Consider the following 24,534-nt stretch of genomic DNA (forward strand, 5'->3'; position numbering starts at 1 on the left):
GAACGCCTACCGACTCCCTGCTCAGGAGGACAACATGCTCGACGGCCGAGTCGCCATCGTCACGGGTGCGGGCCGTGGCCTGGGGCGGGCCTACGCCCGTGCGCTGGCGGCAGCGGGTGCCGCTGTCGTGGTGAACGACCTGGACGCCGACGTGGCCGCGGAAACCGTCGACGCGATCACCGCGGCGGGAGGCGCCGCCGTAGCCCATGTCGGCGCGGTCGGCGGCTCCGAGCTCGCCGACGCCCTGGTCGAGCGTGCCGTCGCCGAGTTCGGCCGCCTCGACGTGATGATCACCAACGCCGGCGCGCTGCGGGACAGGACCCTGCGCAACGTGACCGACGAGGACTTCGACCTCGTCGTCACCAGCCATCTGAGGGGCACATTCACCTGCGGTCGCGCCGCGGCGGCCCGCTTCCGTGAGCAGGGTGACGGCGGTCGGCTCATCCTCGTGGGCTCACCCGCGGGCCAGCGCGCGAGCTTCGGCCAAACCGCCTATTCGGCCGCCAAGGGCGCGATCGTCGCGATGACCCGTACCTGGGCTGCCGAGCTCGGGAAGATCGACGTCACCGTCAACGCCGTCGTACCGACCGCCCTGACCCGCATGGTCGCGACCATGCCGCGCCTAGGTGACCTGGTGGCGAAGGTGGACGCGGGCGAGCCGGTTCCCGAGGGAGCCCGCCGCCAGGGGCTGGGCTCGCCGGACGATGTCGCCCCGGTGATCGTGTACCTGGCCTCGAAGGAGTCGGGCCATGTCACCGGGCAGGCCATCGCAGCCGGAGGCGACCGGATCGCCCTGTGGACGCACCCCGGCGAGGTGTCCGAGCAGCTCCGCCCCGGCGGCTGGACGGCCGAGTCGGTGAGCGGACTGTTCGCCGGCGCGTACACGGAACAGTTGCAGGACTTCAGGCCCACGCCGCTCGACCTCGAAGCCATCGGCGGCGTCTGACCTGTGTGCCACGAGAAGCACTGCCCCGAACTCCCGCCCGCTCGCGCCACGGCCGGACCGTGGCCGGGCTGACGGCCTGACCGGATCCCTCCGGGGCGCGGCCGGCCGCCTCGGCCACGCCTCCATACAACCGCCAGGAGAGCCGCATGTCCCAAGAGGTTGGTACCAGATCAGAGAAACCGCAGGCCACCGAGGTGCGGACCGGGCTGCTCATTGATGGCAAGACCGTCGAGACCGACGGCCACACAGCCGTACACGATCCCGCCGCCCCCGACCGGATCGTCGGGTACGCCGCAGCGGCGACCCGGGAGCAGGCCCGCGCGGCGGTCGCCGCCGCCGATGCCGCCTTCGCCGACTGGGCCGCCACGCCCGCCCGGCGGCGGGCGGAGATCATGGAGGAGGCGCTCGGCCTGCTCGACGACAGTGCGGCCGAGCGGGCGACCCTGATGACCCGCGAGAACGGCAAGATCTCCTTCGAGAGCCAGGTGGAGATGGGAGTCTTCGTCGCACGCACGCGGGCGGCGCTCGACCTGGTCGACACCCTGGACAAGGTGCGGCACCTCGACGGCCCGCCGCTGAGCTCACGGATCCACCGGCTGCCCATGGGCGTGGTCACCGTCATCGTGCCGTTCAACTGGCCGATCGCGATCCTCGGAGCGAGCCTGCCCTACGCGCTGCTCGCCGGGAACACCGCGGTGGTCAAACCCCCGCCCACCGCGCCGCTGGCGATGGTGCGCACCCTGGAACTGTTCGCCGCGGGACTCCCGGCCGGCGTGCTCAACGTCGTGACCGGAAGCAACGAGGCGGTGGAGCCGCTGCTCACCGATCCGCGGGTGCGGAAGATCGTGTTCACCGGCAGTACCGCCGCCGGCCGGCACATCATGGCCGCCGCCGCGCAGAGCCTCGCCTCGGTCACCCTGGAACTCGGCGGCAATGACCCCGCGATCGTCCTGGACGACGCCGTACTGGACGAGGAACACATCGGACGCCTCACGCACGGCGCCTTCCTGACGAGTGGCCAGGTGTGCATGGCGGTCAAACGGGTGTACGTCCACCGGTCGCGCTACGACGAACTCATCGACAAGCTCACCTCCGCCCTCGACGCCCACCGCGTGGGCCCGGGGTCCGACCCCGCCTCCACGCTGGGCCCACTCAACAGCGCGGGTCAGCGCGAGAAGGTGGTCGCCATGCTGGCCGAGGCGGCGGACGCCGGGGCCGAGATCCGCGAACGGGGCACGCTGGAGGCGGGAGTCGCGGCCTCGGGTGGCCACTTCCTGCGCCCGGCGCTCGTCCTCGACCCCGACCCCCGCCTGCGGATCGTCACCGAGGAGCAGTTCGGCCCGGCGTTGCCGATCCTGCCGTTCGACGACCTCGATCCCGTGGTGGAGCACCTCAACAACGACTGGTCGGGGCTGTGTTCCTCGGTGTGGAGCGCCGACCCCGCCCGCGCTTTTGTCCTGGCGGAGCGGCTGCGCACCGGCACCACGTGGATCAACCACGCCAACGCCGTCGTGTGCGACGACCGGGCCCCGTTCGGCGGCTTCCGGCAGAGCGGCATCGGCCGCGAGATGGGCCCGGACGGACTGCTCACCTTCACCGAGGCGCACACCGTCACCGTGCCGGGCGGCTGAGCACTGCTTCCTGTCCGCCTCCCGGCCGTGCCCCGGACCGCCTCGGTGGCCGGGACACGGCCGGGAGGTGACCAACCGGCGGTCGACTGTCGGACGACCGGCACCGAGACGGCGCCACATGGTGGGACGCCGGGTGGCCCAAGAAGAGGTCGCGGCCGAAGAGCGCCCGCCCCGCCGCCGCGCAGGGGCGTCGTACACGGGCCGACCTGTCTGGCGCCCCGGTGCCAGGGGCGACGCCCATCAGCGGACCGCCGCCCGCGGCCGCGCCGCCCCGGCGGCAGCCGGTGGAGCCGTGCGCCGAAGGACGCGGTGAACCGGGCGGCGTCCTCGGCGAGTGCGGCATCGTCGACGAAGCCGCCGGTCCCGTCGACAGCGCTGGATGCGAGCGGCTCGCCGGGACGGGCGTCGACGACGCATGTCCCGACCCCCGAAAGACCGCCGCTCCCGAGACCGCAGCTCCCGAAAGACCGCCGCTCCCGAAAGACCGCCACTCCTGAATGACCGACCGCTGAAGGCCGAATGTCGGGCCCGCACTACGTCATCCGTCTCCACTTCCCCCGCTGCGTCCCCTACCTCTTTCTCCGGCGGCCGGTGCGCGGTCATCATCCGAAAACCTGCCGGTCGCAGTGGCGCGACCGGCATCGGCACGGTGACGGCCGTGGGTCGCACCGAGGAGGCGAGCGGATCATGAGTGTCCAGCGGCCGCACATCGAACCGGGCGGACTGTTCATCGCCGGAGCGTGGCGGGAGGCGGAGTCCGGGGGGCGGCGTGACGTCGTGGACCCGTCCACCGGCCAGGTCGTCACCACGGTCGCGGAGGCCGACGAGGCCGATCTCGACGCCGGGGTGGCCGCCGCCCGCGAGGCGTTCGACGAGGGACCGTGGTCCCGGACCCCGGCCCGCGAGCGCGCCCGTGTGCTGAACCGGGCGGCCGGCCTGATCCGTGAGCGGGGAGACGAGATCGCCGCCGTCGAAAGCCTGGATGTCGGCAAACCGGTCACGCTGTGCCGGGCGGTGGACGTGGAGACGGCGGCCGAGACCTATGAGTACTACTCCGCGCTGGCACAGAGCCTGGACGGGGCCACCCGGCAGATCCCGATCCCCGCCCATGCCTACACCGAGCGGGATCCGGTCGGCGTGTGCGGGCTGATCACCCCGTTCAACTTCCCGCTGATCCTGAGTTCCTCCAAGCTGGCCCCGGCACTCGCGGCCGGGAACACCGTGGTGCACAAGCCGGCCGAGGACACGCCGCTCAGCGCGCTGCTGATGGCTGACATCCTCACCGATGCCGGGGTGCCCGCCGGTGTGGTGAACGTGGTCACCGGGGGAGGCGCCACGGGTGAGGCCCTGGTACGCCACCCGTCCGTGGACAAGATCGCCTTCACCGGCTCCACCGGAATCGGCCGTGTCGTGGCCGCTGCGGCGGGTGAACGGCTCAAGCCCGTGACCATGGAACTGGGCGGCAACGCCCCGCACATCCTCTTCGAGGACGCAGACATGGAGAAGGCGGTCGGCGCGGTCATCAAGGGATTCGTCTACAACACCGGGCAGTTCTGCATGGGCGCACCCAGGCTGCTCGTCCACAGCTCCCTGCACGACACCGTCGTCGGCATCCTCACGCAGGCCGTGCCCGGGGTACCCGTCGGCGACCCCTTCGACCCGGTCACCGTGGTCGGCCCGATGGCCGGTGAACGGCACCTGGAGAACGTCGAGAGATACGTGGAACTCGCCAGAAAAGACGGCGGCCAGGTCGTCATCGGCGGTGAACGACTGGAACTCGGCGGCGGCTACTACTACAAGCCCACGGTCATCACCGGCCTGGACAACGACGCCCGAACCGTGCAGGAGGAGGTCTTCGGCCCAGTCCTGACCGTCCAGCCCTTCGACACGGAGGACGAGGCCGTCGCACTGGCGAACAGCACGGCCTACGGGCTGGCCGCCGGTCTGCACACGTCCGACCTGGCCCGCGCCCACCGTGTCGCCGCACGTCTGCAGGCCGGCATCGTCTGGGTCAACGACTGGGCCATGCTCGACCCGTCCATGCCCTTCGGCGGCGTCAAGCAGTCAGGCTACGGACGGGAATCCGGCCCGGAGGCACTCCTGGAGTACACGAAGACCAAATCGGTTGTCATATCCCTGGCGTGAGCCACAGAACCGTTGAGAGAACCGTGCAGTCCCTGCCTCGTGCGAGGCAGGGACTGCACGTCGTCGGCCCGCAACGCCCAGGCGGTCAGGCGCCCTTGTTCTGCGTCTGGAAGCAGCCCGGCTTCTTCGGCGAGTACGACACCAGTGGCCTGTCGGCCCGCCCATGGTCCGGATCTCGGTCGAGGTTGCGGGCGCGCCAGTACGCGCCCGAGTCCGCCGGGCGAGCCGCGGCCGGAGCTTGTGCGGGGTCTTGAAAGCCTTCGGCAAGTGCCTCACCCTCGGGCGGCGGCACGAGTGACAGCACCCGGCTCGTGATCGAGAGCTGTAACGGCGGCACTAGCCGACAGTGGCACCTGCCGTCCTGACGCTCCCATCGCGGCTGTGCGGCACCCCGACCAGGTGCCGCACAGCCCCGGGCGCGCTCCAGTGAGTCGTACAGCGGCACCATTCGTGATATCCGTCCCGCTATGTGTTCACCCCTGAAGTGGCCTACCGGGGCTGTACCGGTGATCGTGGCGGGGGTGTCACGCCGGCGAGCCGAACCGCAGGAGTTGGCCGATCAGGTACTGCTGCGGTTCCGAGCCGGGGCTGGCAACGCCGCCGAACCGCGGGCCGCGCACCGCATGGATGGTGCGGGCGACCTCACTGAGCTGCCGTAAGGAGATCCGCCAGGTGGTGCGCGGGTAGGCGCCGAGCCGCGAGGCGGCAGGAAACGCCGTCCAGGAGTGTTCGGACCATGACGTCGCGTTCGATGACCTCGTGGGTGAAGCCGTCGGCGATGAGCCGGGGCATCAGCGGGGCGATCGGCGCGAGGTAGGGCAGAGCCGCGCACTCGTCGAGCATCAGGGCGCGCTCGCTGTTGAACTGCCGGTCCGGACGAGGTGCGAAGCGGAGGATGACCAGTTGGTCCTCACCGGTGACGGTCACGCGCAGGAGTGTGTGGTGCACGTCGCCGCCGGGTTCGGGCGATCCGCAGCCGCGTCTTCGGTACAAACGCACAGGTCATCGTCGCTGTACGCCGGAAGAGGACGTGCCGGACGAAGAAATGGCCACGGTGAAGGCGGTCACCGCAGGCCGGCTGGATCAGCCGCCTGGCTGACGGGCCAAGGTATCGAGATCCTGGGCAACTCGGCGTCCGAGCTTCTCCACCTGCGGTACCGGGATCGCGATCGTGGGGGCGTCGTGAGTCGGCGAGAACGACGGGTCCGCGTAACGGAGCGGCAGCGTGCGACAGGAGATTTCGGTGCCCACCAAGGGGACCCGTTTCGCCAGATGAGACGGGTTGCCGCTGATCCGCTGCGCACGTCGACTCCGCGAGCGCAGCGGTTTCGGGCCTCAACGGCCGGCCAGGAAAGTAGGGGCAACGGGTCCTGCCTGGAGGAGACGGCCCCGCGCTCCTTCTCCCCAGATTCTCCCCGCGGCCCGTTCCGGGCCGACCGACACACGTGAACACCGAGGTCAGATATGGAATTTACGACTCGCCCCACCCTGCAAGGCACTTTCGGCATGGTGTCCTCCACGCACTGGCTCGCCTCGCAGTCGGCGATGGCGGTCCTGGAGGACGGCGGCAACGCCTTCGACGCGGCCGTGGCGGCGGGCTTCGTCCTGCACGTCGTCGAACCGCACCTCAACGGCCCGGCGGGCGAGGTGCCGATCCTCCTCGCCCCGGCCGGCGGCGAGGTCCGGGTGCTGTGCGGACAGGGCGTGGCCCCAGCCGGGGCGTCCGCCGCGCACTACCGGGGGCTGGGCCTGGAACTCGTCCCCGGCACGGGCCCCCTGGCCGCCGCCGTACCGGGCGCGTTCGACGCCTGGATGCTCCTCCTGCGCGATCACGGCACCAAGGACCTGGCCGACGTCCTCAAGTACGCCATCGGGTACGCCGAGGACGGGCACGCGCCCGTGGAGAACGTGGGGGCGACCGTCGAGTCCGTGCGGGACCTCTTCGAGAAGGAGTGGCTCTCGTCGGCGGAGGTGTACCTGCCGGACGGGCGGGCGCCCCGGCCCGGCGAGCTGCTGCGCAACCCGGCCCTGGCCGCGACCTGGCGGCGGCTGCTCGCCGAGGTCGAGGGGGCCGGGGACCGGGAGGCCCGGATCGAGGCGGCGCGCGCGGTGTGGCGCTCCGGTTTCGTCGCCGAGGCCCTCGTCCGGCAGGCGGGCCGGCCCACCCTGGACACCAGCGGCGAACGGCACACCGGCACACTCACCCTGGCCGACCTCGCCGCCTGGTCCGCCACCTACGAGGCACCGGCGACGTACGACTGGAACGGCTGGACCCTGTGCAAGGCGGGCCCCTGGAGCCAGGGTCCGGTCCTGCTCCAGCAACTGGCCCTGCTGCCGGCCGAGATGCCCCCGTACGGGTCCGCCGAGTACATGCACCTCCTCGTCGAGGGCTGCAAGCTCGCCATGGCGGACCGGGAGGCCTGGTACGGGGACGCGGCGCCCGTGCCGCTCGCCGAGCTGCTGTCCGAGGAGTACAACGCCGGGCGGCGGGCGCTCGTCGGCGACACCGCCTCCCACGAGCTGCTGCCGGGCGCGCCGGGCGGCCGGACCCCACGGCTGAGCGCGCACGCGCGCGTGGTGGTCACCGACGAACCGGGCTTCGACGCGCTGGGGGTCGGCGAGCCCACGGTCGCGAAGAGGCCGGGAGGAGCCGGCGAACCCACCGTGGCGAAGAGCCCCCGGTCGCCGGTGCCGGGGGAGCCGGAGGTCGCGGCGGACGGCGCCACCCGGGGCGACACCTGCCACCTCGACGTCGTCGACCGCTGGGGAAACATGGTCGCCGCCACGCCCAGCGGCGGCTGGCTCCAGTCCAACCCGGTGGTGCCCGAGCTGGGCTTCCCGCTCGGCACCCGACTGCAGATGGCCTGGCTGGACGAGGGCCTGCCCAACACGCTCACCCCGGGCCGCCGTCCGCGCACCACGCTCACCCCGTCGCTCGCGCTGCGCGACGGGGTGCCCGTCATGGCCTTCGGCACGCCCGGCGGCGACCAGCAGGACCAGTGGCAGCTGCACTTCTTCCTCGCCGTCGCCGTCCGCCCGCGGGTGCGCGGCGGGCTCGACCTCCAGGGCGCGATCGACGCCCCCAACTGGCACACCGACAGCTTCCCCGGCTCCTTCTACCCGCGCGGCATGCGCCCGGGCAGCGTCACCGTCGAGTCCCGGACGCCGCCGCGGGTCGTCGAGGAACTGCGCCGACGCGGCCATGACGTCGTCGTCGGCGAGGACTGGTCCGAGGGCCGGCTGTGCGCGGTCGCGCGCGACCCGCGGACCGGGGTGCTGTCCGCGGCGGCGAATCCGCGCGGCATGCAGGGCTACGCGGTCGGGCGCTGAGCGGGGCCGGGCCCCGGCACCCGGAGTTCACGGCGATTCCCTCCCGAATACACCGAACGGGTGGGGATTGTCAGTGCCGCGTGCTGTCATGGAGACATGATCGAAGACAACGAAACCATCGACGAGTTTCTCGCCCGGCACGCCTCGGACGTCGAGGAAGCGATCCGCAAGGCCGCCGCCACCGAGATCATGCCGCGCTTCCGGCAGCTCGCCGCGCACGAGGTCGACCAGAAGAGCGGCCCGCACGACCTGGTGACCGACGCCGACCGCAAGGCCGAGCTGTATCTGACCGAGGCGCTCCCCGCGCTGCTGCCCGGGTCGGTCGTGGTCGGCGAGGAGGCGGTGCACGCCGCTCCCGCGTCGTACGAGGCGCTCCAGGGCGAGGCACCGGTCTGGATCGTCGACCCGGTGGACGGCACCCGGCAGTTCGTGCGCGGCGAGCCCGGCTTCTGCACCCTCGTCGCCCTCGCCCGAGGCGGCGTCCTGCTCGCCTCCTGGACGTACGCGCCCGCCCTGGACCGGCTCGCCGTGGCGGTCCGCGGCCGGGGGGCCACGCTCGACGGCGAGCCCCTGCGCGCCGGGTCGCCCGACCCGGGCCGCGCCCTCGACATAGCGACCTCCCACCCGGACTACACCACCGAGGAGCAGAAGCGGGCCCTGCTCGGCCTCTGGACCGACGGCGTGTCCCCGCGCGCCTGCGGCTCGGCGGGCCTCGAGTATCTCGCCGTCGCCAGGGGCCACTTGGACGCGGTCGCCTTCAGCTGGGAAGCGGCCTGGGACCACGCGGCCGGCCTCCTGCTGGTCGAGGAGGCCGGCGGCGCCCACCTCACCCTGTCCGGCGAGCCGTTCCGCATCACGGGCGGCAACACCCTGCCGTTCACCGCGGCCCGGGACGCGGCCACGGCCCGCCGGGTGGCGGGACTGCTGGCGAGCGGGGCCTGAGGCCCACGCGGCCCTGGGCGAGCGGCCCCCGCGTGCTCAGGGCGAGCGGCACCGCGTGCTCCGCGCGAGCGGCACCCGCGCGCGCTCAGGGCGGGTGACACACCTGCGCGGCGCGGGCGGGCCGCACCCGCACGGCCCGGGGCGGGCGTCGGCGCGGGCCACCCGTGAGCGGTGCCGTCGGTGCCTCGGCATATCCTGAGCGCAGGTTTTGCCGACGGCGGAAGCCGGGGGGCGGGGCCTGGTGGTCATCGGCCGACGACGAAGGGGTCCGGACGTGCCGTCGATGCTCGACGCGGTGGTGGTGGGGGCGGGGCCGAACGGCCTGACGGCCGCCGTGGAGCTGGCCCGCCGCGGGTTCTCCGTGGCCGTGTTCGAGGCGAAGGACACCGTGGGAGGGGGCGCCCGCACCGCGGAGCTGACCCTGCCCGGTTTCCACCACGACCCCTGCTCGGCCGCCCACCCGCTCGGCGTCAACTCGCCCGCGTTCAAGGCGATGCCGCTCCACCGCTACGGCCTGGAGTGGCTGCACGCCGACCTCCCGATGGCGCACCCCTTCCTCGACGGCTCGGCGGCCGTGCTGTCGCGCTCGGTGGGGGAGACGGCCGCCTCGTTCGGGCCGCGTGACGCGGGCGCGTACCGCAGGCTGGTCGAGCCCTTCCTGCCCCGGTGGGACACGCTCGTCCGGGACTTCATGTCGCTGCCGCTGTCCGCTCTGCCCCGGGACCCGGTCACCCTGGCCCGCTTCGGCCTCGTCGGCCTGCCGCCCTCGACGTGGCTGATGCGCCGCTTCAAGGACGAGCGGGCCCAGGCGCTCTTCGCCGGACTCGTCGCCCATGTCATCGCCCCGCTGGGGGGCCTGGCCACCGGCGCCGTCGGTCTGGTCTTCGCCCTGGCCGCGCACGCCGCCGGCTGGCCGGTCGCCCGGGGCGGCTCGCAGGCGATCTCCGACGCGCTCGCCGCCTATCTGAAGGACCTCGGCGGCACCGTCCACACCGACTACGAGGTCAAGCGCCTCGACGACCTGCCGCCCGCCCGCGCCTACGTCTTCGACACCTCACCCACCGCGCTGGCCCGGATCGCGGGCTTCGGCGGCCACTACGACGCCTACCGCTACGGCGCGAGCGTCTTCAAGCTCGACTACGCGCTGGACGGCCCCGTGCCGTGGACCGCCGAGGAGGCGCGTCGCGCCGGCACCGTCCAGGTCGGCGCGAGCAGGGCCGAGATCGGCGCGGCGCTCGACGCGGCCTCCCGGCAGGGCCGCGCGCCCGACCGGCCCTTCCTCATCACCGTGCAGCCCAGCCTGGTCGACCCCGGCCGGGCCCCCGAGGGCAAGCACGTCTTCTGGGCGTACGGCCACGTCCCGAACGGCTGGACGGGCGACCTGACGGACGCCGTCGAGCGTCAACTGGAGCGCTTCGCCCCGGGTTTCCGCGACCGCGTCCTCGCCCGCGCCACCGCGGGCCCGCCCGAACTGGCCGCGCACAACGCGAACTACGTGGGCGGCGACATCGCCTGCGGCGCCGCCTCCGGCCTCCAACTGCTGCTCCGCCCCAGGCTCTCGCTCCGCCCGTACGACACCCCGCACCCGGCCGTGTTCATCTGCTCCTCGGCCACCCCGCCGGGCCCCGGCGTCCACGGCATGTCGGGCCACAACGCGGCCAAGGCGGTGTGGCGGCGGCTCCGGCAGGAACGCTGAGTCACCGCAGTACCGAGTGACATTCGGACAACATCACGAATCGACAAAGGTCTTCACCCTTTCTCCACGTGAATGGTCAAGTCGCATGGGTAAGTTGCCGCCATGAAAGATCGGAGAGCGGTTCCGGACTCCGGCCCGCGGCCTGCCACGGGCCTCGCCGACCTCGCCCAACTCGTCCGCGCCCCGGCCGCGTTGAGCGTCCCCGGCGATGTGCTCGCGGGCGCCGCCGCCGCAGGCCACCCGCTGGGCGTGCGGACGGTCGGTGTGATGGGTTCGTCCGTCTGCCTCTACTGGGCCGGCATGGCCCTCAACGACTACGCCGACGCCACGGTCGACGCGGTCGAGCGCCCCGAGCGTCCCGTCCCGTCGGGCCGGGTCCCGCGCCGCACCGCCCTCGCCGTCGCCGGCACCCTGACCGCCGGCGGCCTCGCGCTCGCCGCCGCCTCGGGGGGCCGCCGCAGCCTCATGGGAGCGCTTCCGCTCGCCGCCGCCGTCTGGGCGTACGACCTGAAGCTCAAGTCCACCCCCGCCGGACCGGCCGCCATGGCGGCCGCGCGCGCCCTCGACGTCCTCGCGGGCGCGCTGGTCGCCGGACGCGGACCGGACCGCGCCACCGGGACCGGTACCGCCCTGCTGCGCGGCGCCGTCCCCGCCGCACTGGTCGGCGCCCACACGTACACCCTCACCGCCCTCAGCCGCCACGAGATCTCGGGCGCCCCGGCCCGGCTGCCGGCCGCGACCCTCGCCGCCTCCACGACCACCGCCCTCGCCACGGCACTCCCGGCCGCCCGCACCGCCGTCGCCTGGCGTGCCGGGCGCCTCCAAGGGCGCGCCGGTGCCGGTGCCGCCGCCCGGGCCGCCGTGGTGGCCGCGGGCGCCCTCACCTACCTCGGCAGCTACGGAACGGCCCAGGCCCGTGCCGTACGGGAACCGTCGGGCGAGAACGTCCGGCGGGCCGTCGGGGCCGGCATCCTCGGGCTGATGCCCCTCCAGGCGGCGCTGACCGCACGGAGCGGAGCCACGGCAGCGGCGGCGGCCCTCGGCGTCGTGCACCCCCTCGCGCGGCGGCTCGCCCGGCGCATATCCCCCACCTGAACAGCACGACCTCCGCAGGAGAAAGCCGGAATGACCCCGCCCTCCACCCCCCTCAGATTCGGCTACGGCACCAACGGCTTCACCAACCACCGGCTGGGCGACGTCCTCGCGGTCCTCGCCGACCTCGGCTACGACGGCGTCGCCCTCACCCTCGACCACGGCCACCTCGACCCGTACGCGGACGACCTGCCCCGGCGGGTGACCGCGGTCGCCCGGGACCTGGCCCGGCACGGACTGGACGTCACCGTGGAGACCGGCGCGCCCTACCTCCTCGACCCCTGGGGCAAGCACCACCCGACCCTCATGGCGGACGGGTCCGAGCGCAGGATCGACCTGCTGCGACGGGCCGTACGCATCGCCGCCGACCTCGGCTCGCCCACCGTCCACCTGTGCAGCGGGCCCGCGCCGGACGACGGACTGCCGGAACGGGACGCGTGGAAGCGGCTCGCGGCGGGCGTCGAGACCGTCCTGGAGACGGCCGAGGAGTTCGGCGTCTCGCTGGCCTTCGAACCCGAGCCCTACATGTTCGTCGACACCGTGGAGCGCTGCCTCGAACTCGCCGAACTGGTCGGCGGGCACGAACTGTTCGGGATCACCCTCGACGTGGGGCACGCGCACTGCGTGGAGGAGCGGACCGTGCTGGAGTGTGTGCGCCTCGCCGCCCCGCGTCTGCTGAACGTGCAGATCGAGGACATGCGGCGGGGTGTCCACCGGCATCTCGAACTGGGCACCGGCGAGATCGACTTCCCGCCCGTGCTCGCCGTCCTCCAGGACCTCGACCACCGCGGACTGGTCTCCGTGGAGATCCAGGGCGGTTCCCTCGACGCCCCCGAAGTGGCCCGCCGCTCGCTCGACTTCCTGCGCGCGGCGACGACCTGACCCGCCCCCGCCCAACGACCTCACCCCCCGCCCTCCGCACCCCTCCACCCCCACAGGAGGTTGTTCCGTCATGGTCTCCACCGGAATGCCGCCCTCCGCGACGGCCGAACTCTCCGACCCCCGCACCCTCCTCGCCCGGCACCCGCTGGACCCGGCCGCCCGTGCCTGGCTCGACGAGGCCGTGGCCCGTGTCACCGAGCGCCCCGCCGCCGTCCGCCCCCTGTTCCCGGCCGCCCGAAGACGCTGCGGGCGTGCCCGGCTGGACGCGCGCTGGACCGTCGACGAGGCCGCCCGCGCGGTCCTGCTCACCGCGCTGCCGCTGGGCGGACAGCCGCTCGCCGACGAACTGACGGGCCTGCACCGCCACGGCGACCCGGCCGAACAACGGGCGGTGCTGCGGACCCTGCCGCTGCTCGCGGCACCGCACGGCGCCGGCACCGACGCCGACTCCGGTTCGGGCGCCCGCTCCGGCTCCGGCGGCGCACGGGAGCGGGAACCCCTCGGCGATCTCGCCCTCCCGCTCGTCCGTGACGCCCTGCGCGGCAACGACAGCAGCCTCGTCGAGGCCGCCCTCGGCCCGTACGGCGCGGCCAGGCTGCCGGACGCGGAGTACCGGCAGGCCGTGCTGAAGTGCGTGTTCCACGAGATCCCGCTGGACCGGATCGACGGTCTCCCCGCCCGCGCCGACGCCGAACTCGCCCGGATGCTGGCCGACTTCGCGCACGAGCGGGTCGCCGCCGGGCGTGACGTACCGGCGGACATCTGGCCCGTCGTCCGCCCCTTCCCCGCCGCCGACCAGCTCGCCGACGGACTCACCGCCGAGACCCGCGCCGCGGCACCCGAGCGCCGAGCGGCCGCCGAGCGTGCCTTGAGGGCGCTCCACCGGGCCACGGCCTCCCCATAGCCACGCTCTTGCCTCCCGGGTCCCGGTCTCCACCCGGCAGTCCGCCTCCCCCATGGCCACGGCCGCCGCACGGTCCCCGTGTCCGTCCCGTCCCGCCTCCTCCGCACACCGTCACCGTCCCGGCCGCAGTCGGCGCGGCTCACCGCACCACCCGAGGAAAGACCTGCCCGTGCGCATCTTCGACCCCCACATCCACATGACCTCCCGCACGACCGACGACTACGAGGCGATGCACGCCGCCGGAGTGCGCGCCGTCGTCGAGCCGGCGTTCTGGCTGGGCCAGCCCCGCACCTCGCCCGAGAGCTTCTACGACTCATTCGACGCGCTGCTCGGCTGGGAGCCCTACCGGGCCGCCCAGTTCGGCATCCAGCACTTCTGCACGATCGCCCTCAACCCCAAGGAGGCCAACGACCCGCGCTGCCGTCCCGTCCTGGAGGAACTGCCCCGCTACCTCGCCAAGGACCGGGTGGTCGCCGTCGGTGAGATCGGCTACGACTCCATGACACCGGAGGAGGACGAGGCCCTCGCCCTCCAGCTCCAGCTCGCGATCGAGCACGAACTGCCCGCCCTCGTGCACACCCCGCACCGCGACAAGGCCACCGGGACCCGGCGCACCCTCGATGTCGTACGGGAGTCGGGCATCGCCCCCGAACTCGTCGTCCTCGACCACCTCAACGAGCTGACCGTCGGCATGGTCCTCGACAGCGGCTGCTGGGCCGGGTTCTCGATCTACCCGAGGACCAAGATGAGCGAGGACCGCATGGTGACCATCCTCCAGGACCACGGCACCGAGCGCGTCCTCGTCAACTCGGCCGCCGACTGGGGACGTTCGGACCCGCTGAAGACCCGCAGGACCGCCGACGCCATGCTCGCCGCCGGCTTCGACGACGACACCGTCGACCGGGTGCTGTGGCGCAACCCGGTCGCCTTCTACGGCCAGAGCGGACGGCTGGACCTCGACGAGCCCAAGCCCGACGAGGAGTCGAGCTTCCAGGGCAACTCCGTCCGGCGCGGCGGGGAATGAGGGGCCATCCATGCGCTTCCGGCACCCCGACGGCACCACCGTCCACCTCGGCTACTGCAGCAACGTCCACCAGGCGGAGGATGTCGACGGCGTCCTCGCGCAACTCGCCGACCACGCCGAACCGGTGCGGGAGCGGCTGGGCGTCGACCGGCTGGGCATCGGACTCTGGCTCGCCCGTGACGTCGTCACCCGACTCACCGCCGAACCGGGCGAGGTGCGGCGCCTCAAGGCCGAACTCGCCGCCCGGGGCCTGGAGACCGTCACCCTCAACGCCTTCCCCTACGCCGGGTTCCACCGCGACGTGGTCAAGAAGGACGTCTACCTCCCCGACTGGGCGGACGAGGCGCGCCTGACGCACACCCTCGACTGCGCCCGACTCCTCGCCGCGCTCCTTCCCGACGACGCGGAACGCGGCAGTGTCTCCACCCTGCCGCTGGCCTGGCGCACACCCTGGCCGCCGGACCGCGCCGACACCGCCCGCCGCGCCCTGGACCGGCTCGCCGCCGGGCTCGCCACGATCGAGTCGGACACCGGCCGCCGCGTCCGCGTCGGCTTCGAACCGGAGCCCGGCTGCGTCGTCGAGACCACCGTCCAGGCCGTACGGGAACTGCGCGGCCTCGACCCCGAACGGCTCGGCGTCTGCCTCGACGCCTGCCACCTCGCCGTGCAGTTCGAGGAACCCGGCGCGGCCCTGCGCCGCCTCGCCGAGGCCGGGCTGCCGGTGGTCAAGCTCCAGGCGTCCTGCGCGATCGAGGCCGCCGACCCGGCCGACCCCACCGCCCGCGCGGCCCTGCACCGCCTCGCCGAACCACGCTTCCTGCACCAGACCCGCACGACGGTGTCGCGGGGGACGGACGGGGAGGAGCGCACGGCGGCCGAGCGGGTGGATCGGGAGACGCGCACGGCATCTCGGTCGGGGGACCCGGAGGTGTCGGGGGACCCGGAGGTCCTGGGTGTCGACGATCTGCCGGACGCGCTGGGCGGAGGACTGCCCACGGACACCGGCCCCTGGCGCGTCCACTTCCACGCCCCGCTGCACGCCGACCCCGAACCGCCGCTGCGCACCACCGCCGACCAGCTGGGCCGGGTGCTGGCCGGACTCCTCGGCGGACCCTCGGCCGACTGCGACCACATCGAGGTCGAGACCTACACCTGGTCCGTCCTCCCCGAACCGCCCACCGACCTGCCCGGCGGAATCGCCGCCGAACTCGCCTGGGCCCGCGACCGGTTGACCGGCCTGGGCCTCAAGGACGACCGATGACGAGCCCGCGACCGCCCCACCGCAAGCCCACGACCGGCCCCGGACCCCTGCGAGGAGAACCTGCGATGAGCCTTCGGCCCGGCACCAAGGAGCACCGGCGATGACCACCCGACCCCGCCGCCTCGTCGTCCTCGACATCGTCGGTCTCACCCCGAAGCTGCTGGCCCACATGCCCGCCGTGGCCGCCCTCGGCGAGCGCGGCTTCCGGGCCCGGCTCGACCCCGTCCTGCCCGCCGTGACCTGCACGGTCCAGTCCACGTTCCTCACCGGCGAACCGCCCGCCGGGCACGGCGCGGTCGCCAACGGCTGGTACTTCCGCGACCTCGGCGAGGTGCTGCTGTGGCGCCAGCACAACGCGCTCGTCGGCGGCGAGAAGATCTGGGAGACCGCGCGCAGGGCCGACCCCGACTACAAGGTCGCCAACATCTGCTGGTGGTACGCGATGGGCGCGGACGTCGACCTCACGGTCACCCCGCGCCCGGTCTACTACTCCGACGGCCGCAAGGAACCCGACTGCTACACCTGGCCGCCCAGCCTGCACGACGAACTCACCGACCGCCTCGGCCCGTTCCCCCTGTTCACCTACTGGGGCCCGAACGCCGGCATGCCCTCCACCCAGTGGATCCTGGGCGCCGCCCGCCAGGTCTTCGACGAGCACGGCCCGGACCTCACCCTCGTCTACCTCCCCCAACTCGACTACGAGCCCCAGCGATCCGGCCCGGACTCGCCCGCCACGATCCAGGCGGCCCGCCAACTCGACGACGCGCTGCGCCCGTTGCTCGACCACTTCCAGCGCGCGGGCGCCACGGTGGTGGCGCTCAGCGAGTACGGCATCACACCCGTCTCCCGGCCCGTGGACATCAACCGGGCCCTGCGCCGGGCCGGACTGCTCCAGGTGTACACCCAGGACGGCATGGAGTACCTCGACCCCTGGACCTCACGCGCCTTCGCGGTCGCCGACCACCAGGTGGCCCACGTGTACGTCCGGGACCCGGCCGACACCGCGGAGGTCGCCAAGCTGCTGGCCGAACTCGACGGTGTGGACGAGGTGCTGGACGCCGAGGGCAAGGCCGCGCACGGCCTGGACCACGAGCGCTCCGGCGAACTCGTCGCCGTCGCCGACCCCGACGCCTGGTTCACGTACTACTACTGGCTCGACGACGAGCGCGCCCCCGACTTCGCCCGCCAGGTCGAGATCCACCGCAAACCCGGCTACGACCCCGCCGAGCTGCTCTACGACGAGACCGTCCCCGCGGTGAAGCTGCGCGCCGTCGGCCAGGTCGCCCGCAAGAAGCTGGGCTTCCGCTACCGCATCAGCACGGTGCCGCTGGACCCCGCCGGCGTGCGCGGCAGCCACGGCCGCCTCCCCGCCGACCCCGACGACGGTCCCGTCCTGCTGTGCTCCACCGCGGGGCCGGCCCGGGAGGCGTACGCCGCCACCGAGATCAAGTCCCTGCTGCTGCGCCTCGCGGGCCTGACGCCGGAGGAGCCGCGGGCATGACCACCCACCCTCCCCTCCCGGACCTGCGCCCGCTGCTCGACCCGTCGCCGGAGTACGCCAAGTGGCGTGCCGAGGAGCCGATCCGGCGGGTGACGATCTGGGGTGACAACAGCCCGTGGCTGATCACCCGGCACGAGGACGCCCGCACGGTCCTCGCCGACCCCCGCTTCAGCGCCGACGCGACCCGCGACGGCTTTCCCGGCTTCCGCCCGCAGTCGCCGCCCCGCGCGCCGGGCCAGTTCTTCATGATGGACCCGCCCGACCACACCCGGCTGCGCCGCGTCCTGATCCCCGACTTCACCTTCCGCCGCATCGAACAGCTGCGCCCGGCGCTCGCCCGGATCTGCGGCGACCTGCTCGACGCGATGACGGCGGACGGCGCCACGACCGCCGACCTGGTGACGGCGTACGCCCTGCCGCTGCCCTCGCTCGCCATCTGCGAGCTGCTCGGCGTGCCGTACGAGGACCACGACTTCTTCCAGCGCCAGGCGCACGCGTTCAGCAGCCTCTCGTCGGGGCCGCAGGAGATGATGGCCGCCCGCGAGGCCCTCCACACCTACCTGGGCGAGCTGCTGGCCCGACGCGGCCGGGAGCCCGCCGACGACCTCCTCTCGCGGCTCGCCCGGGACCGGGTGGCGACCGGCGAGGTCAGCGCGCCCGAGGCCGTCGGCATCGCCTCGCTGCTGCTGGTGGCCGGCCACGAGACGACCGCGAACATGTTCCCGCTGGCGGTCGTGGCCCTGCTGCGCCACCCGGCACAACTGGCCGCCCTGCGCGCGGACCCCGGCCTGTGGCCCGGTGCCGTCGAGGAACTGCTGCGCCATCTGACCGTCGCGCACTCGGGGCTGCGCCGGGTGGCCACCGAGGACGTGGAGGTGGCCGGCGTCCGCATCCGCGCCGGCGAGGGTGTGGTCGTCGCGCTCCAGGCCGCCAACCGCGACCCGTCCGCCTTCACCGACCCCGATGCCCTGGACGTCCGCCGCGGCGCCGCCGGTCATCTCGCCTTCGGCCACGGACTGCACCAGTGCGTCGGCCAGTCCCTGGCCCGGGCGGAACTCCAGGTCGGCCTGCCCGCCCTCTTCGACCGCCTGCCCGGCCTGCGCCTGACCGCACCGCCGGAGGACTTCGCGCTGACGATGACCACGGTCCACGGGGTCCGGTCGCTGCCGGTCGGCTGGTAGTCCGTACGGGATCGCCCCCGGCGCGCGCAGGCGGACCGGGTGTCGGCCGCCGGCCCGACCCGGTGGCCGGTCCCGCCCGCCCCGGGCGGGTCGAAATCGGAGGCCCGCCCGTCCCGTCGGCTGGTATAGAGGCGGGCATGACCACCATCACCCTCGTCCGGGGCGACATCACCGAGCAGTCCGTCGACGCCATCGTCAACGCCGCGAACTCCTCCCTCCTCGGCGGGGGAGGAGTGGACGGCGCCATCCACCGGCGCGGCGGCCCCGCCATCCTGGCCGACTGCCGCAAGCTGCGCGCTTCCCACTACGGCAAGGGCCTGCCCACCGGTCAGGCCGTCGCCACCACGGCGGGCGACCTCGACGCGCGCTGGGTCATCCACACGGTCGGACCCGTCCACAGCCAGAGTCTCGACCGCTCCGCCCTCCTCGCGTCCTGCTACCGCGAGTCCCTCCGGGTCGCCGACGAGCTGGGCGCCCGGACCGTCGCCTTCCCGGCCGTCTCCGCCGGGGTCTACGGCTGGCCCATGGCGGACGCCGCCCGCATCGCCGTGGAGACCGTCCGGGCCACCGAGACCTCGGTCGAGGAGGTCAGGTTCGTCCTCTTCGACGACGAGGCGTACCGGGCGTTCGCCGAACAGACGGACTGACACGGCGTCGAGGGGCCGGCCGACGGGCGGGACGCGGCCCGGCGTGTCGCCCTCCCGCACTCTGACGGACGAACGCCGAAGGCGAGTCGAACGGAGTCGTACGGAGCCCGCCCTCGGGGGAAACACGCTGGTCAGGGTCGTCGATGCGGTCGGTCGGCGGGTCCGGCCGGGGCGCCGGGCTCGGTTGCGGCACCTCGTGACGCCTCCCACGGTGAGCGCAAGGACAGCTGCTTCGAAAGGAACGTGCATGCGCGCCCTCGTCTCCCGTGCTCTTCTCCTGTCACCTCTGGTCTGCGGGGCACTGGTCTTCGGGCCGGTCGGTACCGCCACCGCGGCCGTCGACGCGGGCCGAGCCGCCTCGGACCGTGCCGCGACCCGGGCCGCCGCGGTCCCCGAACCCGATCTGGACGCCTTCTTCGACGCGTTGGAGAAGGAGATCGACGCGCTCGTGGAGAAGGAGGAGGCGGAGGCGGACGCCATCGTCGACAAGGAGATCGCCGACATGGACGCGCTCCTGGACAAGCTCGAGAGCGATCTGGACGCGCTGCTGGCGGATCTCGACGCCGGCACGGACGCGGCCGCGGAGACGGCGACCGGCACGGCCACGGAGACCGACGCCGTCGGCACCGACGTGGACGATCTGCTCGGTCAGCTGGACCTGCTCGACCGCATGGACCAGAACGACGTGCTCGCCCCGCTGCTGGACGAGATGACGGCCGTCGCCGAGCTGGACGCCGGCCAGTTGGACACCGCCGAGGCGGCCCGGCACGTCGCGGCTCTGCGGACCGCCCACGCCACCGTGCAGCAGCGGTTGCAGAAGATCGACGCGGCGGCCCCGGCGGGCTCCCACCGCGCCGCGGCGGCCGACCCGGTCGCGGATCTGCTGGCCGCGCTCCAGGCCGCGGTCGACGCGCTGCTCAAGGCGCTGACCTCGCTCGACCTGGGTGCGGTCCTGGGTGCCGTGACCGGTCTGCTCGGCCCGGTCCTCGGTGTCGTCACCGGTCTTCTGCAGCCGGTGCTCGGCCTGGTCACCGGCCTGCTCGGAGGACTGCTCGGCGGCCTGCCCGCCTCGACGCTGCCGGCGACCCCGGCGGCGTGACCACCACCCGGGAGACCTGCCCGGACCTCCGCACCAGGCACCCCGCCCCGGCCACCGGCCGGGGCGCTCTCGTACCCGCCCGGCGCCTCAGTCCCCGTCCGGCGTGTCGCTGAGCCCCAGTCGCAGGTGCTCGACGTGGTAGACGGCCTGGTCCAGCAGCTCGGCGACATGGTGGTCGTGCAGCGCGTACACCACCGAACGCCCCCGGCGCTCGCCCACCACCAGGCCGAGGTTGCGCAGCAGCCGCAGCTGGTGGGAGCAGGCGGACTGCTCCATCCCGACCTCGGCGGCCAACTCGGTCGCGGGGAGCGGCCCTTCGCGCAACCTGGCCAGGATCAGCAGGCGGGACGGGGTGGAGAGGGCCTGGAGGGTGGTGGCCACCTTGGCGACGTTGGCCGCGTCCAGACGCACACGAGGGGCGGCGTCCTGCGCTGAGGTGACGGCTCCATGACCCATGGCGAGTATCTTACTCATCGCACATGAAGGCATGAATGAGTCTTCATGTGTTCCTGTATGGTGTGCCGCGTGTCTGCCACCCTCACCCCCACCCCGGTCCGCCGGCCGTCCGCCACGACGGCCCCCCGCCGCCGCACCCGCGTCCTCGCCCTTCCCGAGGCCCGCTGGGCGCTCACGTCGACCCTCGCCTTCCTGCTCGCGTTCCCCCTGGACCTGGCCGGGGCCTCCGCCTGGCTGTACGGCCCGCTCTATGTGATCGCCTACGCGGCCGGCGGCTGGGAGCCCGCCCTCGAAGGACTGCGGGCGCTGCGCGAGAAGAGCCTCGACGTCGACCTGCTGATGATCGTCGCGGCGCTCGGCGCGGCCGCGATCGGCCAGGTACTCGACGGCGCCCTGCTGATCGTCATCTTCGCCACCTCCGGCGCCCTGGAGGCCCTGGCCACCGCCCGCACCGCGGACTCCGTACGGGGTCTGCTCGACCTCGCGCCCACCACGGCCACCCGGCTGTCGCCGGACGGCACGGCGGAGGAGACCGTGCCGACGGACCGCCTCGCCGTCGGCGACCTGGTGCTGGTCCGCCCCGGCGAGCGCATCGGTGCCGACGGCCGTGTGGTCGCGGGGGAGAGCGAGGCCGACCAGGCCACCATCACCGGCGAGCCGCTGCCCGTCCCCAAGGCCCCGGGCGACGAGGTCTTCGCGGGCACCCTCAACGGCACGGGAGCGCTGCGCGTCCGCGTCGCACGGGACCCGGCCGACTCCGTGATCGCCCGCATCGTGAGCCTCGTCGAGGAGGCATCGCGCACCAAGGCGCCCACCCAGCTCTTCATCGAGAAGATCGAACAGCGGTACGCCGTCGGTGTCGTCGTCGCCACCCTCGCCGTCTTCGGCATCCCCCTGGCCTTCGGCGAGGACCTCACGGCCGCGCTGCTCCGCGCCATGACCTTCATGATCGTCGCCTCGCCCTGCGCGGTGGTCCTCGCCACCATGCCGCCGCTGCTCTCCGCCATCGCCAACGCCGGCCGCCACGGTGTCCTCGTGAAGTCCGCCGTCGCGATGGAGCGGCTGGGCGAGATCGACGCCGCCGCGCTCGACAAGACCGGCACGCTCACGGAGGGCACGCCCGAGGTCGTCGCCGTACGGCCGCTGCCCGGCTCCGGGCTCGACGAGGACGAGCTGCTGGCCCTGGCCGCGGCCGCCGAGTACCCGAGCGAACATCCGCTGGCCCGCGCGGTGGTGGCCGCCGCCGGCGCGCGAGGGCTGCGGGTGGCCGCCGCCGAGGACTTCGTGGCCCTGCCGGGCCGGGGCGTGCGGGCGACCGTCGAGGGGCGCGTGGTGGCTGTGGGGCGGACGGGGGAGCACGCCGGGATCGGTGACGGGACTGCGGCCGACGGGGCCGCCGCCGACGGGACCGCTGGCGACGGGATCGCTGTCGACGGGGACGTCGCCGGCAGGGCGGTCGCCGAGGGCACGACCGTCGTCGTCGAGCGGGACGACGTCGCCGTCGGGACGCTCACCCTGGCCGACCGGCTGCGTCCTGACGCACCCGCCGCGGTGGGCGCCCTCACCGCTCTGACCGGCGGGTCGCCGGTCCTGCTGACCGGCGACAACGCGCGTGCCGCCGCCCGGGTGGCGGCGGACACCGGGATCGACGACGTGCGGGCCGAACTGCTGCCGGAGGGCAAGGTGGAGGCCGTACGGGAGCTGCAGAACGGGGGCGCGAAGGTGCTGTTCGTCGGGGACGGGGTCAACGACGCGCCCGCGCTCGCCGCCGCGCACGCCGGGGTGGCCATGGGCCGGGCCGGTTCCGATCTGGCGCTGGAGACCGCGGACGCGGTGGTGGTGCGCGACGAACTGCGGGCGATCCCGGCGGTGGTGCGACTGTCCCGCGCGGCCCGGCGGTTGGTGGTGCAGAACCTGGTGATCGCGGGGGTGTGCATCGCCGTGCTGGTGGTGTGGGACCTGGTGGGCCATCTGCCGCTGCCCCTCGGGGTGGCGGGGCACGAGGGGTCGACGGTGGTGGTGGGGCTGAACGGTCTGCGGTTGCTGCGAGAGGGGGCGTGGGCCAGCGCTGCGCGGGGTTAGGGGCGCCTGAGGGGGAGGGGCTGTCCGTTGTGGGGCGGCTGCGGGCTCGTACGGGTTGGTCGCGCGGTTCCCCGCGCTCCTGAAGGGTCTCGGCGGTCACGAGGCGCCCTCACCGCGATGTCGGATTCTCGCCAGCCCTTCTCCTTCCCCTCCCCGATGCTTGAGGCATGCGGAACGGGATGTACGCGGACACGGAACGGTGTGTGCGGGCCGTGCGGTCGAAGGACGCGCGGTTCGACGGCTGGTTCTTCACGGCCGTGGTGACCACACGGATCTACTGCCGGCCCAGCTGCCCGGTGGTGCCGCCGAAGGCGGAGAACATGACGTTCTACCCGAGCGCGGCGGCGTGCCAGCAGGCCGGGTTCCGGGCCTGCAAGCGGTGCCGGCCGGACACCAGCCCGGGGTCACCGGAGTGGGACCGACGGGCGGACCTGGTGGCGCGGGCGATGCGGCTGATGGGGGACGGGGTCGTGGACCGGGAGGGCGTGCCGGGGCTGGCGCGGCGACTCGGCTACAGCGCCCGGCAGATCGAACGGCACCTGCTGGCCGAGCTGGGCGCGGGCCCGCTGGCACTCGCCCGGGCACAGCGGGCGCAGACCGCGCGGCTGCTGATCGAGACGACCGCGCTGCCGATGGCGGAGATCGCGTTCGCCGCCGGGTTCGGGTCGATCCGGACCTTCAACGACACCGTCCGGGAGATCTTCGCGCTGTCGCCCAGCCAACTGCGCGAGCGGGCCACCCGGTCGGCCCGGCAGCGCTCCGACTCCCCAGGCACTTCAGGGGTGTTGAGCCTCCGGCTGCCGTTCCGGGCCCCGCTCAACCCCGACAACCTCTTCGGTCACCTCGCCGCGACCGCCGTACCCGGGGTGGAGGAGTGGCGCGACGGCGCGTACCGGCGCACGCTCCGGCTGCCGTACGGCCACGGCATCGTCGCGCTCACGCCGGAGCCCGACCACATCGCCTGCCGGCTCACCCTCGGCGATCTGCGCGACCTGCCCGTCGCCATCAGCCGCTGCCGCCGCATGCTCGACCTGGACGCCGACCCGGTCGCGGTCGACGAGCAGCTGCGCACCGACGCCCTGGTCGCCCCGCTGGTGGACAAGGCGCCCGGGCGCCGGGTGCCGCGGACCGTCGACGAGGCGGAGTTCGCGGTACGGGCGGTGCTCGGCCAGCAGGTCTCCACGGCCGCCGCCCGGACCCACGCGGCCCGGCTGGTCGTCGCGCACGGCGAACCGGTCGACGATCCGGAAGGGGGCCTCACCCATCTCTTCCCGTCCCCCGAGGCGCTGGCGGTCGTCGATCCCGAGACCCTCGCGATGCCGCGCACCCGCCGGACCACCTTCACCACGCTGGTGGGCCAACTCGCCTCAGGGGCACTGCACTTGGGTGTGGACAGCGACTGGGCCGAGACCCGTGCCCGGCTCCTCGCCCTGCCCGGCTTCGGCCCCTGGACCGTCGACGTCATCGCCATGCGTGCCCTCGGCGACCCGGACGCCTTCCTCGCCGGTGATCTCGGAATCCGGCGCGCGGCGGCCGAGTTGGGCCTGCCCTCCACCCCGGCCGCCCTCACGGCCCGGGCCGAGGCCTGGCGGCCGTGGCGGGCCTACGCGGTCCAGTACCTCTGGGCGACGGACAGCCACCCCATCAACTTCCTCCCCGTATGAGCCGGTCGCCGTCGGCCCCCGCGCCGAAGGCACCGGCCGACCGACCTTCCG

At 73.7% G+C, this 24,534-nt stretch carries 19 protein-coding genes; 17 read left to right on the forward strand and 2 right to left on the reverse strand.

Annotated elements, in window-relative coordinates:
• Positions 1 to 34: 34 nt before the first annotated feature.
• From ACZ52C_RS14120 to ACZ52C_RS14130, 3 genes are all read left to right on the forward strand, one after another.
• A complete protein-coding gene (locus tag ACZ52C_RS14120) occupies positions 35 to 946 on the forward strand; it encodes an SDR family NAD(P)-dependent oxidoreductase (protein WP_469074971.1) in 912 nt (303 codons plus the stop codon).
• Between the two features lie 146 nt (positions 947 to 1,092).
• Entirely contained in the window at positions 1,093 to 2,577 is a 1,485-nt protein-coding gene (locus tag ACZ52C_RS14125; protein ID WP_469074972.1) for an aldehyde dehydrogenase family protein, read from the forward strand.
• A gap of 687 nt (positions 2,578 to 3,264) precedes the next feature.
• The gene (locus tag ACZ52C_RS14130) at positions 3,265 to 4,722 is read left to right on the forward strand and encodes an aldehyde dehydrogenase family protein (RefSeq protein ID WP_469074973.1); all 1,458 of its coding nucleotides are present in this window, start codon (positions 3,265 to 3,267) and stop codon (positions 4,720 to 4,722) included.
• Between the two features lie 642 nt (positions 4,723 to 5,364).
• On the opposite strand, the gene ACZ52C_RS14135 is transcribed toward ACZ52C_RS14130, so the two are convergent.
• A complete protein-coding gene (locus tag ACZ52C_RS14135) occupies positions 5,365 to 5,649 on the reverse strand; it encodes a hypothetical protein (RefSeq protein WP_469074974.1) in 285 nt (94 codons plus the stop codon).
• A 537-nt stretch (positions 5,650 to 6,186) separates the two neighbouring features.
• Here ACZ52C_RS14135 and ACZ52C_RS14140 point away from each other — a divergent pair.
• The 12 genes from ACZ52C_RS14140 to ACZ52C_RS14195 all read left to right on the forward strand — a co-directional run bounded on the left by ACZ52C_RS14140 (position 6,187) and on the right by ACZ52C_RS14195 (position 20,281).
• Positions 6,187 to 8,052, forward strand: coding sequence for a gamma-glutamyltransferase family protein (locus tag ACZ52C_RS14140; RefSeq protein WP_469074975.1), 1,866 nt, complete (start codon positions 6,187 to 6,189; stop codon positions 8,050 to 8,052).
• A gap of 96 nt (positions 8,053 to 8,148) precedes the next feature.
• On the forward strand, positions 8,149 to 8,994 hold the full coding sequence (locus ACZ52C_RS14145) for an inositol monophosphatase family protein (protein WP_469074976.1): 846 nt from the start codon (positions 8,149 to 8,151) through the stop codon (positions 8,992 to 8,994).
• Between the two features lie 283 nt (positions 8,995 to 9,277).
• Entirely contained in the window at positions 9,278 to 10,690 is a 1,413-nt protein-coding gene (locus ACZ52C_RS14150) for a phytoene desaturase family protein (protein ID WP_469075338.1), read from the forward strand.
• 102 nt (positions 10,691 to 10,792) lie between these two features.
• Complete coding sequence (locus tag ACZ52C_RS14155) at positions 10,793 to 11,785, forward strand: SCO3242 family prenyltransferase (protein WP_469074977.1); 993 nt, start codon at positions 10,793 to 10,795, stop codon at positions 11,783 to 11,785.
• Positions 11,786 to 11,815: 30 nt separating this feature from the next.
• On the forward strand, positions 11,816 to 12,664 hold the full coding sequence (locus tag ACZ52C_RS14160; RefSeq protein ID WP_469074978.1) for a sugar phosphate isomerase/epimerase family protein: 849 nt from the start codon (positions 11,816 to 11,818) through the stop codon (positions 12,662 to 12,664).
• A gap of 70 nt (positions 12,665 to 12,734) precedes the next feature.
• Positions 12,735 to 13,568: an EboA domain-containing protein gene (locus tag ACZ52C_RS14165; protein ID WP_469074979.1), complete on the forward strand. Its 834-nt coding sequence runs from the start codon at positions 12,735 to 12,737 to the stop codon at positions 13,566 to 13,568.
• A 169-nt stretch (positions 13,569 to 13,737) separates the two neighbouring features.
• Positions 13,738 to 14,592: a TatD family hydrolase gene (locus ACZ52C_RS14170; RefSeq protein ID WP_469074980.1), complete on the forward strand. Its 855-nt coding sequence runs from the start codon at positions 13,738 to 13,740 to the stop codon at positions 14,590 to 14,592.
• A gap of 10 nt (positions 14,593 to 14,602) precedes the next feature.
• Positions 14,603 to 15,853, forward strand: a complete 1,251-nt coding sequence (eboE, locus tag ACZ52C_RS14175) for a metabolite traffic protein EboE (protein WP_469074981.1) — start codon at positions 14,603 to 14,605, stop codon at positions 15,851 to 15,853.
• Positions 15,854 to 15,953: 100 nt separating this feature from the next.
• A complete protein-coding gene (locus ACZ52C_RS14180; protein ID WP_469074982.1) occupies positions 15,954 to 17,354 on the forward strand; it encodes an alkaline phosphatase family protein in 1,401 nt (466 codons plus the stop codon).
• Positions 17,351 to 18,535 (forward strand): cytochrome P450, encoded by a 1,185-nt coding sequence (locus ACZ52C_RS14185; protein WP_469074983.1) that lies wholly within the window; start codon positions 17,351 to 17,353, stop codon positions 18,533 to 18,535. The genes ACZ52C_RS14180 and ACZ52C_RS14185 overlap by 4 nt, the downstream gene beginning before the upstream one ends.
• A 137-nt stretch (positions 18,536 to 18,672) precedes the next feature.
• The gene (locus ACZ52C_RS14190; RefSeq protein WP_469074984.1) at positions 18,673 to 19,182 is read left to right on the forward strand and encodes an O-acetyl-ADP-ribose deacetylase; all 510 of its coding nucleotides are present in this window, start codon (positions 18,673 to 18,675) and stop codon (positions 19,180 to 19,182) included.
• 247 nt (positions 19,183 to 19,429) lie between these two features.
• On the forward strand, positions 19,430 to 20,281 hold the full coding sequence (locus tag ACZ52C_RS14195; protein ID WP_469074985.1) for a hypothetical protein: 852 nt from the start codon (positions 19,430 to 19,432) through the stop codon (positions 20,279 to 20,281).
• An 87-nt stretch (positions 20,282 to 20,368) separates the two neighbouring features.
• Here ACZ52C_RS14195 and ACZ52C_RS14200 read toward each other — a convergent pair whose 3' ends face one another.
• Positions 20,369 to 20,737, reverse strand: a complete 369-nt coding sequence (locus ACZ52C_RS14200; RefSeq protein WP_469074986.1) for an ArsR/SmtB family transcription factor — start codon at positions 20,735 to 20,737, stop codon at positions 20,369 to 20,371.
• Positions 20,738 to 20,794: 57 nt separating this feature from the next.
• Here ACZ52C_RS14200 and ACZ52C_RS14205 point away from each other — a divergent pair, with 57 nt between their 5' ends.
• Both ACZ52C_RS14205 and ACZ52C_RS14210 read left to right on the forward strand, forming a co-directional pair.
• Complete coding sequence (locus ACZ52C_RS14205; protein WP_469075339.1) at positions 20,795 to 22,819, forward strand: heavy metal translocating P-type ATPase; 2,025 nt, start codon at positions 20,795 to 20,797, stop codon at positions 22,817 to 22,819.
• Between the two features lie 167 nt (positions 22,820 to 22,986).
• Complete coding sequence (locus tag ACZ52C_RS14210) at positions 22,987 to 24,483, forward strand: AlkA N-terminal domain-containing protein (protein WP_469074987.1); 1,497 nt, start codon at positions 22,987 to 22,989, stop codon at positions 24,481 to 24,483.
• The last annotated feature ends 51 nt before the right edge of the window (positions 24,484 to 24,534 follow it).

It is taken from the genome of Streptomyces sp. NPDC034049 (assembly GCF_055575575.1).